Genomic DNA, 15,520 nt, shown 5'->3' with positions numbered 1-15,520 from the left:
TCCTTCCCTCACCGGGCGCAGCGGGCCCCCGCACGGCCGTCGCCCCGCCGCCGAGCACGCACCCTCCGCACGGAACCCCGACGCCCCCGCGTCCGAGGAATCCGACGGGACGGCGCGCGAAACCGGGACGCCCTGTCCTGCCGGGGGCGCGATGCGGCCACAATGGGGGGATGAGCGACAGTCCAGCCCCCCTCGCTGATCCGCATCTCGTCTTCGACCCCGTGGACGGAGCCCGCGATGTCGTGATCCTCGGCTCCACCGGTTCGATCGGCACCCAGGCCATCGACCTGGTGCTGCGCAACCCCGACCGGTTCCGGGTCACCGCGCTCTCGGCCGCCGGCGGCCGGGTCGCCCTGCTCGCCGAGCAGGCCCACCGGCTCCGGGTGCGGACGGTCGCCGTCGCGCGCGAGGACGCCGTACCGGCGCTGCGCGAGGCCCTCGCGGACCAGTACGGCCCGGGCGAGCCCCTCCCCGAGATCCTGGCAGGACCCGAGGCCGCCACCCAGGTCGCCGCCTCCGACTGCCACACCGTCCTGAACGGCATCACCGGCTCCATCGGCCTCGCGCCCACGCTCGCCGCCCTGGAGGCCGGCCGCACCCTCGCGCTCGCCAACAAGGAGTCGCTCATCGTCGGCGGCCCGCTGGTGAAGGCCCTCGCCAAGCCGGGCCAGATCATCCCGGTCGACTCCGAGCACGCCGCCCTCTTCCAGGCGCTGGCCGCCGGCACCCGCGCGGACGTCCGCAAACTCGTCGTCACCGCCTCCGGAGGCCCGTTCCGCGGCCGTACGAAGGCCGAGCTGGCGGACGTGGCACCGGCCGACGCCCTCGCGCACCCCACCTGGGCCATGGGACCGGTCATCACGATCAACTCCGCGACCCTGGTGAACAAGGGACTGGAAGTCATCGAGGCGCACCTCCTCTACGACATTCCCTTCGATCGCATTGAGGTGGTCGTGCACCCGCAGTCGTATGTCCACTCGATGGTGGAATTCACGGACGGCTCGACGATCGCCCAGGCGACGCCCCCCGACATGCGGGGGCCGATCGCCATCGGCCTCGGCTGGCCCGAACGCGTCCCGGACGCGGCGCCCGCCTTCGACTGGACCAAGGCGTCGAGCTGGGAGTTCTTCCCGCTCGACACCGAAGCCTTCCCCTCCGTGGGGCTCGCCCGGCACGTGGGGCAGCTCGCGGGGACGGCCCCGGCGGTGTTCAATGCCGCCAACGAGGAGTGCGTGGACGCGTTCCTGAACGGCACCCTGCCGTTCAACGGGATCATGGAGACCGTCACGCGGGTGGTCGAGGAACACGGCACACCGCGAACGGGAACTTCCCTGACCGTCGCGGACGTCCTCGAAGCGGAGACCTGGGCGCGTGCCCGGGCTCGTGAACTGACGGTACGGACGACAACCGCGGAGGCTCGTGCATGACGACCCTGATGATGATCCTCGGCATAGTCGTCTTCGTGGTCGGCCTGCTCATCTCGATCGCGTGGCACGAGCTGGGGCATCTGTCGACGGCCAAACTCTTCGGCATCCGTGTGCCGCAGTACATGGTCGGCTTCGGCCCGACCATCTGGTCGCGCAAGAAGGGCGACACGGAGTACGGCGTCAAGGCCGTCCCCCTCGGCGGCTACATCCGCATGATCGGGATGTTCCCACCCGGCCCGGACGGACGCATCGAGGCCCGCTCGACGTCGCCCTTCCGGGGCATGATCGAGGACGCCAGGTCGGCGGCCTTCGAGGAACTGCAGCCCGGCGACGAGACGCGCCTCTTCTACACGCGCAAGCCGTGGAAGCGCGTGATCGTGATGTTCGCCGGCCCCTTCATGAACCTCATCCTCGCCGTCGTGATCTTCCTCGGCGTGATGATGACGTTCGGTGTGAACACCCAGACGACCACGGTCGGCAAGGTCTCGGACTGCGTCATCCAGCAGAGCGAGAACCGCACGAAGTGCGCGAAGAACGACGAGGCCGCGCCCGCCAAGGCCGCGGGACTCAAGGGCGGCGACAAGATCGTCGCGTTCGGAGGCAAGCCGGTCACCGACTGGGCGGCCCTCCAGTCCGACATCCGGGCCAACCCCGGCAAGGACGTCACGATCACCGTCGAGCGCAAGGGCGAGCGCGTCGACCTGAACGCCCACCTGATCAAGAACCAGGTGAGCAAGACCGACGGCGACGGCGGCTACGTCGAGGGCAAGTACGTGTACGCCGGCTTCCTCGGCTTCACGCCCGCCTCCGGCATCGTCGAGCAGTCCTTCGGACAGTCCGTGACCCGCATGGGCGACATGATGGAGAACGGCGTCGAATCACTGGTCGCCCTGCCCGGCAAGGTCCCGGACCTGTGGAACGCGGCCTTCGGCGACGGCCCGCGCAAGGCCGACTCCCCGATGGGCGTGGTCGGCGCGGCACGCATCGGCGGTGACGTCTTCACCCTCGACATCCCCGCGTCGCAGCAGGTCGCGATGATGCTGCTGCTGGTCGCCGGGTTCAACCTCTCCCTCTTCCTGTTCAACATGCTCCCCCTGCTGCCGCTCGACGGCGGACACATCGCGGGGGCGCTGTGGGAGTCGCTCCGGCGCAACACGGCGAAGCTCCTGAAGCGCCCGGACCCCGGCCCGTTCGACGTGGCGAAGCTGATGCCGGTGGCCTACGTGGTGGCCGGAGTCTTCGTCTGCTTCACGATCCTCGTCTTCATCGCGGACGTCGTTAACCCAGTCAAAATCTCATAGCAGGACTGCCTTGAAGGCGGCCGGACATCCTCGGGTGTCCGGCCGCCTTCCATCGAGTGGGTTTAGGGGCGTGATGTGCTCGGCCGTGCGCCCGTACCGTAATCTCGAAGCCGGGAGCCCACGATTCCGGGACCTTGATCCACAACTTGGGGTTGCACAGCAGATGACTGCGATTTCTCTCGGCATGCCGTCCGTTCCGACCAAGCTGGCCGAGCGCCGCAAGAGCCGACAGATCCAGGTCGGAAGCGTCGCCGTGGGCGGAGACGCTCCCGTCTCGGTGCAGTCGATGACCACCACGCGTACCTCGGACATCGGCGCCACGCTGCAGCAGATCGCCGAGCTGACCGCGTCCGGCTGCCAGATCGTGCGCGTCGCCTGTCCGACGCAGGACGACGCCGACGCGCTCGCCACCATCGCGAGGAAGTCGCAGCTCCCGGTCATCGCGGACATCCACTTCCAGCCGAAGTACGTGTTCGCCGCGATCAACGCGGGCTGCGCGGCCGTCCGTGTGAACCCCGGCAACATCAAGCAGTTCGACGACCAGGTCAAGGAGATCGCGCGGGCCGCGAAGGACACCGGCACCCCGATCCGGATCGGCGTCAACGCGGGCTCCCTCGACAAGCGCCTGCTCCAGAAGTACGGCAAGGCGACCCCCGAGGCGCTCGTCGAGTCCGCGCTGTGGGAGGCATCCCTCTTCGAGGAGCACGACTTCCGCGACATCAAGATCTCGGTCAAGCACAACGACCCGGTCGTCATGGTCAACGCCTACCGCCAGCTCGCCGCCGCCTGCGACTACCCGCTGCACCTCGGCGTGACCGAGGCCGGCCCGGCGTTCCAGGGCACCATCAAGTCGGCCGTCGCCTTCGGCGCCCTGCTCTCCGAGGGCATCGGCGACACCATCCGCGTCTCCCTGTCGGCCCCGCCGGTCGAGGAGGTCAAGGTCGGCCTCCAGATCCTGGAGTCGCTGAACCTCAAGCAGCGCGGCCTGGAGATCGTCTCCTGCCCGTCCTGCGGCCGCGCCCAGGTCGACGTCTACAAGCTGGCCGAGGAAGTCACCGCCGGCCTCACCGGCATGGAGGTCCCGCTCCGCGTCGCCGTCATGGGCTGCGTCGTGAACGGCCCGGGCGAGGCCCGCGAGGCCGACCTCGGCGTCGCCTCCGGCAACGGCAAGGGCCAGATCTTCGTCAAGGGCGAGGTCATCAAGACCGTCCCCGAGTCGAAGATCGTGGAGACCCTCATCGAAGAGGCCATGAAGCTCGCCGAGCAGATGGAGGCCGACGGCATCACCTCCGGCGAGCCGTCGGTCTCGGTCGCCGGCTGACCCGGCCCGACGTTCGACCCCGGGCATGCAGGACGCCCGGGGCCCCGGCCGCTCCGCCGGATCCGTTCGGCTTCCGGCCCGGGCGAGACACTCAGGGGCGCGGGGAACGGCGCGACCGCCCCCGCGCACCCGCAGCCGAAACGATCCCGGGGGGCCGGGCTCCCTGCCGGTCCTCGTGAACCCTGGCCCGGTGAAACGGACCAGGGGCGCGGGGAACGGCGCGAGCAAACCCCCACGCACCCGCAGCCGAAACAACCCCGGCGGGACCGGGGCCTGGAAGGGCCCGGCCTCCCCGGGGAAGCCGGGAACAAGGGGCGGCGGGTCACAACCACGGCAGGTACAGTGCGGAGATCAGCAGACCCCAGGGTGAGGCCCCCGCACGTGTTGACCCAGACCACCACCAGGGTCCTCGAACCGAGTGACCTGGACGCCGCGCTCGCCGTCCTCGACCGCGAGCCGGTGGCGAACGCCTTCGTCGCCTCCCGCGTACGGGTCGCGGGCCTCGATCCGTGGCGGCTCGGCGGCGAGATGTGGGGCTGGTACGAGGACGGCATGCTGCAGTCCCTCTGCTACGCGGGCGCCAACCTCGTCCCGATCTGCGCCACCCCGCGCGCCGTGCGCGGCTTCGCCGACCGGGCCCGCCGGGGCGGCCGCCGCTGCTCCTCGATCGTCGGCCCCGCCGAACCCACCGCCCAGCTGTGGCGGCTGCTCGAACCGAGCTGGGGCCCGGCCCGCGACGTCCGCGCCCACCAGCCCCTGATGGTCACCGACCGGCTGCCCGCCGCGGTCACCCCGGATCCGTTCGTCCGCCGCATCCGCAAGGACGAGATGGAGACGATCATGCCGGCGTGCGTGGCGATGTTCACCGAGGAGGTCGGTGTCTCGCCGATGGCCGGCGACGGCGGACTCCTCTACCAGGCCCGGGTGGCCGAACTCGTCGGCTCCGGCCGGTCCTTCGCCCGCCTCGACCAGGACGGCAAGGTCGTCTTCAAGGCCGAGATCGGCGCCGCGACCGCCCACGCCTGCCAGATCCAGGGCGTCTGGGTGGCCCCCGAGTACCGCGGCCGGGGCGTGGCAGCCCCCGGCATGGCCGCCGTCCTGCGCTACGCCCTCGCCGACGTCGCCCCCGTCGTCAGCCTCTACGTGAACGACTTCAACACCGCGGCCCGTGCCACCTATCGCAGAGTCGGCTTCCAAGAGGTCGGCGCGTTCATGAGCGTCCTGTTCTGACGCCCGGCCCACCGGCACCCGCCGACGCCGGACACCGCTTCCGCGGACGGCTCCCGCAGACCTCACGCGCCCCACGGTTCGCCAGGTAGTCTCCCCGCATGCTGCGCTTTCCCGGTCACGGCCACCGCAACTCCGACGACGTGGCCGTCGGCCCGCTGGATCTCGCGGCGCGCGTCGACGAGGCGCTCGCCGTGCAGGCGCTCGCGTTCGGGCTCGGCTCCGAGGAGATCGCCGTACGCCGCCAGATCGTGCTGCGCCACCTCACGTACCCGGGAGCGCACGCGCTCGGCGCGACCACCGTCGACGGCCGGCTCGTCGGCTTCGTCTACGGCATGCCGAACGACCGCGGCCACTGGTGGTCCACCGTCGTCGAGCCGTACCTGCGCGCGGGGGGCCAGGAGGGCTGGCTCGACGACTCCTTCGTGATCACCGAGCTGCACGTCCACCCGCGGTTCCAGAACCGTGGCGTGGGCCGCGCCCTGATCACCGGCATCACCGCGACCGCCACCGAGCCCCGCTCGATCCTCTCCGCGATCGACGTCGACAGCCCGGCCCGCGGCCTCTACCGCTCCCTCGGCTACGAGGACCTCGCCCAGCAGGTCCTGTTCCCCAGCGCCCCCAAGCCGTACGCCGTGATGGGCGCCCCGCTGCCGCTGCGTCACCGTTAACGGATTTCCGGGACCGGCCGCCCCCCGGCTAACCTCCTGGCATCACCCTTACGCAGCAGGAGTCGAGAATCATGGCCCAGGTCCAGCGCATGTCCCGTTTGATGGTCAAGACATTGCGTGACGACCCGGCGGACGCCGAGACGCTCAGCCACAAGCTGCTCGTCCGCGCCGGCTACGTGCGACGCAACGCCGCGGGCATCTGGACGTGGCTGCCGCTCGGCAAGAAGGTGCTCGACAACATCTCCCGCGTGGTCCGCGAGGAGATGGACGCGATCGGCGCCCAGGAGGTCCTCCTGCCGGCCCTGCTGCCCAAGGAGCCCTACGAGGCCTCGGGCCGCTGGGACGAGTACGGCGACCTGCTCTTCCGTCTCAAGGACCGCAAGGGCGGCGAGTACCTGCTCGGCCCGACGCACGAGGAGATCTTCACTCTCCTGGTCAAGGACCAGGCGTCCTCGTACAAGGACCTGCCGGTCATGCTGTACCAGATCCAGACGAAGTACCGCGACGAGGCCCGTCCGCGCTCCGGAGTGCTGCGCGGGCGTGAGTTCCACATGAAGGACTCGTACTCCTTCGACACCACGGACGAGGGGCTCGCCGAGTCGTACCGGCTGCACCGCGAGGCCTACCAGAACATCTTCGCGCGCCTCGGTCTCGACTACCGCATCGTGTCCGCCGTCTCCGGCGCCATGGGCGGCTCGGCCTCCGAGGAGTTCCTCGCGCCCGCCGCCGCCGGTGAGGACACCTTCGCGGACTGCCCCTCCTGCGACTACGCCGCCAACACGGAGGCCGTGACGTTCGCGCTCACGCCGGTCTCCGAGGAGCACGGCCCGGTCGAGGAGCTGGACACCCCCGACACCCCCACCATCGAGTCGCTCGCCGAGCACCTCGGCGTGCCCGCCTCCGCGACGCTGAAGAACCTGCTGGTCAAGGTCGACGGCGAGATCGTGGCCGTGGGCGTCCCCGGCAACCGCGAGGTCGACCTGGGCAAGCTGGGCGAGCACCTCGCCCCGGCCGTCGTGGAACTCGTCACGGCCGAGGACTTCGAGGGCCGCGACGACCTCGTACGGGGTTACGTCGGCCCGCAGGGCCTGGAGAAGGTCCGCTACATCGCCGACCCGCGCATCGCGCCCGGCACCGCCTGGATCACCGGCGCCAACAAGGCGGACACGCACGCGAAGAACGTCGTCGCCGGCCGGGACTTCGAGGTCGACGACCACCTCGACGTCGTCGTCGTGGAAGAGGGCGACCCCTGCCCCAAGTGCGGCACCGGCCTCAAGCTGGACCGGGCGATCGAGATCGGCCACATCTTCCAGCTCGGCCGCAAGTACGCCGACACCTTCCAGCTCGACGTCCTCGGGCAGCAGGGCAAGCCGGTCCGCGTGACGATGGGCTCGTACGGCATCGGTGTCTCCCGTGCGGTCGCCGCCCTGGCCGAGCAGTCGGCGGACGAGCAGGGTCTGTGCTGGCCCAAGGAGATCGCGCCGGCCGACGTCCACGTGGTCGCCGCCGGCAAGGCGCTGCAGACCGAGCTGGCGCTCGACGTGTCGGAGAAGCTGGGTGCCGCGGGCGTCCGCGTCCTGGTCGACGACCGTGCCGGTGTCTCGCCGGGCGTGAAGTTCACCGACGCGGAGCTCATCGGCGTACCGAAGATCCTGGTCGCCGGCCGCCGCTCGGCCGAGGGTGTCCTGGAGCTGAAGGACCGCCGTACCGGCGAGCGCGAGGAACTGACCGTCGACGAGGCCATCGCCCGTCTGACGGCCTAGGGCGAACCCGGCGGCGCCCGTCGAGTCCCGGACCGGGACTCGACGGGCGCCGCCGTGCTGTTCTCCGCGCATCGGCCACGCCGGGCCCGACGTCTCCGCGTCGGACGCGCCCGCCGCGACAGCCGACCGCGCCCTCGACGCCCGGCCTGTCACCGGAGTTGTCGGCAGGGTCCTGCCCGTCATCCTCGCGACCGGTCGCGACCGGCCGCGTCCAGCGGCCGGTGGGTCGCTCATGCTCCGGTCCGCGCCGCCCGGCGAGTGAGGGGAGGGCGGACGCTCAGACCCAGCCGGCGAACTCCAGCAGCAGTTCGGCGTCGCGGGGGCGGCCCACCCGGCCCGCTCGTACGCCCGACTCGACCGCGCGGAACAGGGTCCAGCCGCGCAGGCGTTCCTGGTCCACTTCCAGGGACTCGGCGAGGCGCTTGATGCGGCGCCGGGTGATCGAGGCTCCAGAGGGCGAGGCGATCAGGTCCTCCACCCGGTCGCGGACCAGCCGGGCCAGGTCGAAGGCGCACTCGCCGACCACCGGGTCGGGTCCGACGGCCAGCCACGGGGTGCGCTCTCCGGCGAGCACCTTGCTCTGCCGGAAGGTGCCGTGCAGCAGCCGTGTCTCGGGCGGCTGCGCCAGCAGGTCGTCGCGGGCCGCGAGCGCGGCGTCGACCAGCGCGCCGATCTCCGCGCCGCCCTCCGGCTCCTCCGCGACCGTGGCGCGCATCGCCTCTGCCTGCCGCCCGGTCCGTTCCGCGACGGTCTCGAAGACGTGGCCGGCGGGCGGCTCGACCCACAGCCGCCGCAGTGTCCCGGCCGCTTCCAGCAGGGCCTTCGCCTCGGGCAGCGTCCGCACGGACACGTCCGGGTGCAGCCGCTCCAGCAGCAGTACGCCGTGGGTGTCGCCGGGATTGAGGAGGCGTACCGCGCCGCGGCCGTCCCAGTGCGCCAGTGCCGCCCGCTCGCTCTCGGGCCGCGCACGGTCCGGGGCCAGTTTCAGCACGGCCGGCCTCTGGTCGGCCTGTTTCACCAGCACGACCAGACTGCTGCGGCCGCCCGGCGCCTGGACCCGCTCGGCGGTCAACTCGCGCTGTTCCAGCGCCTGTTGGGCCAGCTCGGGCAGTTTCTCCAGCCACGCCCCGGCCCCGTCGGCCCCCTGTGACCCGCTCCGCCTGTTCTCGCCGAGTGCCCGCAGAAGGCGCTGCGGCGGTTCGAAGACCATGCGCGAGTCCATGCGCGAGATGTTTCCTTCCAGGTCGCGTTACGCCGGCGAGGACGCCGTAGGCGTCGGGGTGCCCGCCCGCTCGGCGAGCCCAGGGAAGGCTACGCTCTCGCCGTTCCAGCGCACCGCCCGGACCGCCGCCTCGCGCAGCGCCCCGGCCGCGGTGCGCCGCTGATCACCCGTCGTGGCGCGGACGAGGTCCGAGTACACGGCGGCCACCCGCTCCTCCAGCTCGGCCGCGAACCGGACGGCGGTGGGGGAGTCCGTCACCGGGAACGGCAGGACGTACGCCGCCGACGCGGCCTCGGGCGTGCCGCCCAGGTCCTTCACCGCCCGCACGAGCGCGTCACGGCGTGCCCGATGGGCGTCGTACGCCGCCCGGGCGTCGCTCCGCCGCTTCTCGCCGATCTTGCCGCCGACGACGCCGTAGCCGTACACGGCGGCGTGCTCGGCGGCCAGGGCGGCCTGCAGGGCCTTGAGTTCGGCTTCCTCTGTCCTGTCCCGCTTGCTCACTTGGCCGCCTCCGTCAGCAGATACGCGTGGGCGGCGCCCGCCGCCGCCACCGAGGCCAGCAGCCTGGCCAGTTCCCCCGGAAGCTCGACCAGGGCCTGTGTCCGCTCGTCGGCGAGCGCGAGTTCGGCGGTGGCCAGCTCGGACAGGGCGTCCTTGGGCCGCGCGGCGACATCGGACGACGCACTCGCCGAAGCCGAAGCCGAAGCCGAAGCCGAACCGGAAGGGGAAGGGGTGGGTGAACCCGAGGCCGACCCGGGTGCCGTGCCGGAGGCCGCGGCGGACGGGGACGCCGACGAGCCCGCGCTGCTGCCCGCGCCGAACGCCCGTGCGTGCCCGGCGACGTCCGCCCGCAGCGGGGCGAGCTTCTTCTCCAGGTCCGGATGCGCGGCGATCACCGCGGTGTACCGGCCCGCGAGGGTCGTGCTGTCGCGGGCCGCACGCGCGCGTGCCCGGTCGGCGAGCGAGGGGCGGCTGCCGCCGGTCGTGTCACCGGACGGCTCGTCGGCGGAACAGCCCGCGAGGGCGAAGGTGCCCGCGGCGGCCGCGAGCAGGGTCCTGCGGCGCGGACCCGACGGGGTGCGTGACGAGAGAGGGAACGGCACGACAGACGTCCTCGGAGGGCTCGTACGAATGTATGGGCGAGCTGCCCGTGATCACGGTACCCGCGCGGAAGCCGATCACCGTCCAGCGGCTCTCTCCCATCTGCCGGTGCGGCGTCTTCCGGCCCCCGCTTCCGCAGCTCCCGGCGCGGGAGCACAGGCACCGGTGGACGGCAACACCCCCCGCGACCGGATACCCTTTGACCTGACACGCGACCAACCCACAACAGCAGACGCGGCCGAGGAGTCACCCGGATGAGCACGACCCAGAGCGAGAGGCTGCGAGAACTGCTGGATCCGCTCGTGACCTCCCAGGGACTCGATCTGGAAGAGATCGAAGTGGAGTCCGTCGGCCGGAAGCGTGTTCTGCGCGTCGTCGTGGACTCGGACGAAGGTGCCGACCTGGACGCGATCGCCGATGTGAGCCGCGCGCTCTCGGCGAAGCTCGACGAGACGGACGCGATGGGCGAGGGCGAGTACACCCTCGAGGTCGGAACCCCCGGTGCCGAGCGCGAGCTCAAGGAGCACCGCCACTACGTACGTGCCACCGACCGGCTGGTGAAGTTCCAGCTGGCGGACGGCGACGACCTGATCGCACGGATCCTGAACGTCGAGGACGACGGACTCGACGTCGAGGTGCCGGGTGTGAAGGGGCGCAAGCCCACCGCCCGTCGGCTCGCCTTCGAGGACATCGCCAAGGCCCGGGTGCAGGTCGAGTTCAGCCGCAAGGACAAGAAGGAAGAGGAGGCGTAGCCGTGGACATCGACATGAGTGCCCTGCGGGGTCTGGTGCGGGAGAAGGAGATCTCCTTCGACCTGCTGGTCGAGGCGATCGAGTCGGCCCTCCTCATCGCCTACCACCGCACCGAGGGAAGCCGCCGCCACGCGCGCGTCAAGCTCGACCGGGAGACCGGCCACGTGACGGTGTGGGCGAAGGAGGACCCTCAGGATCTGGAGGAGGGGCAGGAGGCGCGCGAGTTCGACGACACTCCGTCCGACTTCGGACGGATCGCCGCGACCACCGCCAAGCAGGTCATCCTGCAGCGTCTGCGGGACGCCGAGGACGACGCGACCCTCGGTGAGTACGCGGGCCGCGAGGGCGACATCGTCACCGGCGTGGTCCAGCAGGGCCGCGACCCGAAGAATGTGCTCGTCGACATCGGCAAGCTGGAGGCCATCCTGCCGGTGCAGGAGCAGGTCCCCGGTGAGACCTACGAGCACGGGCTGCGCCTGCGCTCGTACGTCGTGCGGGTGGCCAAGGGCGTCCGCGGTCCGTCGGTGACGCTCTCGCGCACGCACCCCAGCCTCGTGAAGAAGCTCTTCGCGCTGGAGGTTCCGGAGATCGCCGACGGTTCCGTCGAGATCGCCGCGATCGCCCGCGAGGCCGGCCACCGCACGAAGATCGCCGTCCGGTCCACCCGGAGCGGCCTGAACGCCAAGGGCGCCTGCATCGGCCCGATGGGCGGCCGGGTGCGCAACGTGATGGCCGAGCTGAACGGCGAGAAGATCGACATCGTCGACTGGTCGGACGACCCGGCCGACATGGTGGCGAACGCGCTCTCCCCGGCGCGCGTCTCCAAGGTGGAGGTCGTCGACCTCGCCGCCCGTTCCGCGCGCGTGACGGTGCCCGACTACCAGCTGTCACTGGCGATCGGCAAGGAGGGCCAGAACGCCCGCCTCGCCGCCCGTCTGACGGGCTGGCGGATCGACATCCGTCCGGACACCGAACAGCCTGCCGACCAGCACGGCGAGTGATCGGGGAATAGATCCGCGCCACGAGTGGCTTGGATCACGACAACAACCGTTCGATTCTTGCCCCAAAGGGGTGAGGTCGTTACGGGGAGGTAGACTTAAGAGTGTCTGGCCGGACGCGAGCCCGCGCATGCCCTGAACGCACCTGTGTGGGGTGCCGGGAGCGAGCGGCCAAGAGAGACTTGCTGCGCATCGTGGCGGTCGAGGGCGAATGCGTCCCCGATCATCGCGGTACGCTGCCCGGCCGGGGTGCGTACGTGCATCCCGCCCTGGTCTGTCTCGACCTGGCGATCCGCCGCCGGGCGATCCCACGGGCGCTGCGCGCTCCGGGACCGCTCGACACCGCGGCTCTTCGCCTCCATGTCGAGCAGGCAACACCGTAAGAAGCGTCGCGCGGAACCCCCGTGCGGCCCTGGTACCCCGCGAGTTGGAAGTAGGTCGAGATTGCGATGAGCACTCGATGAGCACGCGATGAGTACGCCCATGAAGTAGCGACGGTCCGGACGCAAACCCGGACCTAAAAGGAGCGAAGTGGCTAAGGTCCGGGTATACGAACTCGCCAAGGAGTTCGGCGTAGAGAGCAAGGTCGTCATGGCCAAGCTCCAAGAACTCGGTGAATTCGTCCGTTCGGCGTCCTCGACGATCGAGGCGCCCGTCGTACGAAAACTGACAGATGCCCTCCAGCAGGGCGGCGGTGGCGGCAAGCCGGCACCGCGCAAGGCGACCCCGGCCAAGCCGGGCGCCCCCTCTCCGGCGCAGGCTGCCCGTCCGGCCGCCCCGCGCCCGCCGGCCCCGAAGCCGGCCGCGGCGGAGACGCCCGCGGCTGCTCCGGTGACACCGGCCGCGTCGGGTCCCCGTCCGGGTCCCAAGCCCGCGCCGAAGCCCGCTCCGGCGGCTCCGGCTCCGGCCGCGCCCGAGTTCACCGCGCCTCCGTCGGCGCCGACGACTCCCGCGGCTCCTGCGGCATCCTCTGCCCCCTCGGCTCCCGCCGCGGGTGCCCGTCCGGGCGCCCCGCGTCCCGGCGGCCAGGCTCCGCGCCCCGGTGGCGCCCGTCCCGCCGGTGGCCCCGGCCAGGGCGGTCAGGGCCGTGGTGACCGTCCCGAGCGCGGCGACCGTCAGGGCGCTCCGCGTCCCGGCGGCCAGGCCCCGCGTCCCGGTGGCGCCCGTCCGGCGGGTCCCCGTCCGGGCAACAACCCGTTCACCTCTGGTGGCTCCACCGGTATGGCGCGCCCGCAGGCGCCCCGTCCGGGCGGTGCCCCGCGTCCCGGCGGCGGTGCCGGTGGCCCCGGTGCCCCGCGCCCGCAGGGTGCCGGTCAGGACCGTGGTCCCCGTCCGCAGGGCGGTCCCGGTGGCGCTCCGCGTCCCCAGGGCGGTCCCGGTGGTGCGCGTCCGACTCCGGGCGGCATGCCCCGTCCGCAGGGTGGCGCTCCGCGTCCCGGCGGTGGCCCCGGTGGCAACCGTCCGAACCCCGGCATGATGCCGCAGCGTCCCGCTGCGGGTAGCCCGCGTCCCGGCGGTGGCCCCGGTGGCCGCGGTCCGGGTGGCGGCGGCGGTCGTCCCGGTGGTCCCGGTGGCGGCGGCGGTCGTCCGGGTGGCGGCGGCTTCGCCGGTCGTCCCGGTGGCGGCGGTGGCGGCTTCGCCGGTCGTCCGGCCGGTCCCGGTGGCGGTGGCGGCGGTTTCGCCGGTCGTCCCGGTGGTCCGGGTGGCGGCGGTGGCCGTCCCGGCTTCGGTGGTCGTCCGGGTGGTCCCGGCGGCCGTGGTGGCACGCAGGGCGCCTTCGGCCGTCCCGGCGGTCCCGCGCGTCGTGGTCGCAAGTCGAAGCGGCAGAGGCGCCAGGAATACGAGGCCATGCAGGCCCCGTCCGTCGGCGGCGTGATGCTGCCTCGCGGCAACGGACAGTCCGTCCGCCTGTCGCGTGGTGCCTCCCTCACCGACTTCGCCGAGAAGATCGGCGCCAACCCGGCGTCGCTCGTCGGCGTGATGATGAACCTCGGCGAGATGGTCACTGCCACGCAGTCCGTCTCCGACGAGACGCTGAAGCTCCTCGCGGACGAGATGAACTTCGTCCTCGAGATCGTCAGCCCCGAGGAGGAGGACCGCGAGCTGCTCGAGTCCTTCGACATCGAGTTCGGCGAGGACGAGGGCGACGAGGACGACCTCGTGGTCCGTCCGCCGGTCGTGACCGTCATGGGTCACGTCGACCACGGTAAGACCCGCCTTCTCGACACCATCCGCAAGACGAACGTCGTCGCGGGCGAGGCCGGCGGAATCACGCAGCACATCGGTGCGTACCAGGTCGCGACCGAGGTCAACGGTGAAGAGCGCAGGATCACCTTCATCGACACCCCCGGTCACGAGGCGTTCACCGCCATGCGTGCCCGTGGTGCCAAGTCGACCGACATCGCGATCCTCGTGGTGGCGGCCAACGACGGCGTGATGCCCCAGACGATCGAGGCGCTGAACCACGCCAAGGCGGCCGACGTGCCGATCGTGGTCGCGGTCAACAAGATCGACGTCGAGGGCGCGGACCCGACCAAGGTGCGCGGTCAGCTCACCGAGTTCGGTCTGGTGGCCGAGGAGTACGGCGGCGACACGATGTTCGTCGACATCTCCGCCAAGCAGGGCCTCAACATCGAGAGCCTGCTGGAGGCCGTGGTCCTCACCGCGGACGCCTCGCTCGACCTGCGGGCCAACCCGGAGCAGGACGCGCAGGGTATTGCGATCGAGTCCCACCTCGACCGCGGCCGCGGTGCCGTTTCGACGGTCCTGGTCCAGCGCGGCACGCTGCGCATCGGCGACACCATGGTGGTCGGCGACGCGTACGGCCGTGTCCGGGCGATGCTCGACGACAACGGCAACAACGTCGAGGAAGCGGGTCCGTCGACCCCCGTCCTGGTCCTGGGTCTCACCAACGTCCCGGGTGCCGGCGACAACTTCCTGGTCGTCGACGAGGACCGCACGGCGCGTCAGATCGCCGAGAAGCGGGCGGCGCGCGAGCGCAACGCCAACTTCGCCCGCCGGGGTGTCCGGTTCTCCCTGGAGAACCTGGACGAGGCCCTCAAGGCCGGTCTGGTGCAGGAACTCAACCTCATCATCAAGGGCGACGCGTCCGGTTCGGTGGAGGCTCTCGAGTCCTCGCTGCTCCAGCTCGACGTCGGCGAAGAGGTCGACATCCGTGTCCTGCACCGCGGTGTGGGTGCGGTCACCGAGTCCGACATCAACCTGGCGACCGGCTCCGACGCCATCGTCATCGGCTTCAACGTCCGCGCTGCGGGCCGCGCGGCGCAGATGGCGGAGCGCGAGGGCGTCGACGTCCGGTACTACTCGGTGATCTACCAGGCCATCGAGGAGATCGAGGCGGCCCTGAAGGGCATGCTGAAGCCGGAGTACGAGGAGGTCGAGCTCGGCACGGCGGAGATCCGCGAGGTCTTCAAGTCGTCCAAGCTGGGCAACATCGCCGGTGTCCTGGTCCGGTCGGGCGAGGTCAAGCGCAACACCAAGGCGCGCCTCATCCGCGACGGCAAGGTCATCGCCGAGAGCCTCAACATCTCCGGGCTGCGTCGCTTCAAGGACGACGTCACCGAGATCCGCGAAGGGTTCGAGGGCGGTATCAACCTCGGCAACTTCAACGACATCAAGGTCGACGACGTCATCGCGACGTACGAGATGCGCGAGAAGCCGCGGTCGTAACGCGGTGGTGTGAGCTGGCCGGCGGTGACCTGTCACCGCCGGCCAGT

General features: G+C 71.4%; 13 protein-coding genes. 10 read left to right on the top strand and 3 right to left on the bottom strand.

Annotated elements, in window-relative coordinates; translation table 11 throughout:
* Window positions 1-170: 170 nt before the first annotated feature.
* The 6 genes from dxr (at window position 171) to OG406_RS12210 (ending at window position 7,710) form a co-directional block, all read left to right on the top strand.
* Window positions 171-1,427, top strand: a complete 1,257-nt coding sequence (gene dxr / locus OG406_RS12235; protein ID WP_164371076.1) for a 1-deoxy-D-xylulose-5-phosphate reductoisomerase — start codon at window positions 171-173, stop codon at window positions 1,425-1,427.
* The gene (locus OG406_RS12230) at window positions 1,424-2,728 is read left to right on the top strand and encodes a M50 family metallopeptidase (RefSeq protein ID WP_164371077.1); all 1,305 of its coding nucleotides are present in this window, start codon (window positions 1,424-1,426) and stop codon (window positions 2,726-2,728) included. The genes dxr and OG406_RS12230 overlap by 4 nt, the downstream gene beginning before the upstream one ends.
* Before the next feature lie 163 nt (window positions 2,729-2,891).
* Complete coding sequence (ispG, locus tag OG406_RS12225; protein WP_164371078.1) at window positions 2,892-4,049, top strand: flavodoxin-dependent (E)-4-hydroxy-3-methylbut-2-enyl-diphosphate synthase; 1,158 nt, start codon at window positions 2,892-2,894, stop codon at window positions 4,047-4,049.
* A gap of 381 nt (window positions 4,050-4,430) precedes the next feature.
* Entirely contained in the window at window positions 4,431-5,279 is an 849-nt protein-coding gene (locus OG406_RS12220) for a GNAT family N-acetyltransferase (protein WP_164371079.1), read from the top strand.
* A 98-nt stretch (window positions 5,280-5,377) separates the two neighbouring features.
* Window positions 5,378-5,947 (top strand): GNAT family N-acetyltransferase, encoded by a 570-nt coding sequence (locus tag OG406_RS12215; protein ID WP_164371080.1) that lies wholly within the window; start codon window positions 5,378-5,380, stop codon window positions 5,945-5,947.
* 71 nt (window positions 5,948-6,018) lie between these two features.
* On the top strand, window positions 6,019-7,710 hold the full coding sequence (locus OG406_RS12210; RefSeq protein WP_164371081.1) for a proline--tRNA ligase: 1,692 nt from the start codon (window positions 6,019-6,021) through the stop codon (window positions 7,708-7,710).
* Between the two features lie 277 nt (window positions 7,711-7,987).
* On the opposite strand, the gene OG406_RS12205 is transcribed toward OG406_RS12210, so the two are convergent.
* From OG406_RS12205 to OG406_RS12195, 3 genes are read right to left on the bottom strand one after another with little or no spacing between them, the layout of a single operon-like run.
* A complete protein-coding gene (locus tag OG406_RS12205) occupies window positions 7,988-8,920 on the bottom strand; it encodes an aminoglycoside phosphotransferase family protein (RefSeq protein ID WP_329190766.1) in 933 nt (310 codons plus the stop codon).
* A 39-nt stretch (window positions 8,921-8,959) separates the two neighbouring features.
* A complete protein-coding gene (locus OG406_RS12200) occupies window positions 8,960-9,433 on the bottom strand; it encodes a ferritin-like domain-containing protein (RefSeq protein WP_107482648.1) in 474 nt (157 codons plus the stop codon).
* Entirely contained in the window at window positions 9,430-10,035 is a 606-nt protein-coding gene (locus tag OG406_RS12195; RefSeq protein WP_329185696.1) for a hypothetical protein, read from the bottom strand. The genes OG406_RS12200 and OG406_RS12195 overlap by 4 nt, the downstream gene beginning before the upstream one ends.
* A 252-nt stretch (window positions 10,036-10,287) precedes the next feature.
* On the opposite strand from OG406_RS12195, the gene rimP reads away from it, so the two are divergent.
* From rimP to infB, 4 genes are all read left to right on the top strand, one after another.
* Window positions 10,288-10,785, top strand: coding sequence for a ribosome maturation factor RimP (gene rimP / locus OG406_RS12190; protein WP_164371084.1), 498 nt, complete (start codon window positions 10,288-10,290; stop codon window positions 10,783-10,785).
* Between the two features lie 2 nt (window positions 10,786-10,787).
* Window positions 10,788-11,786, top strand: a complete 999-nt coding sequence (nusA, locus tag OG406_RS12185; protein ID WP_081219723.1) for a transcription termination factor NusA — start codon at window positions 10,788-10,790, stop codon at window positions 11,784-11,786.
* A 101-nt stretch (window positions 11,787-11,887) separates the two neighbouring features.
* Window positions 11,888-12,166, top strand: a complete 279-nt coding sequence (locus OG406_RS12180; RefSeq protein ID WP_164371085.1) for a YlxR family protein — start codon at window positions 11,888-11,890, stop codon at window positions 12,164-12,166.
* A gap of 148 nt (window positions 12,167-12,314) precedes the next feature.
* Window positions 12,315-15,473, top strand: coding sequence for a translation initiation factor IF-2 (infB, locus tag OG406_RS12175; protein WP_266846478.1), 3,159 nt, complete (start codon window positions 12,315-12,317; stop codon window positions 15,471-15,473).
* The last annotated feature ends 47 nt before the right edge of the window (window positions 15,474-15,520 follow it).

It is taken from the genome of Streptomyces sp. NBC_01428 (assembly GCF_036231965.1).
In the GTDB taxonomy this organism is placed as follows: domain Bacteria; phylum Actinomycetota; class Actinomycetes; order Streptomycetales; family Streptomycetaceae; genus Streptomyces.
The sequence above is the reverse complement of the archived record's forward strand: the minus strand, read 5'-3'. Positions and strand labels throughout refer to the sequence as shown.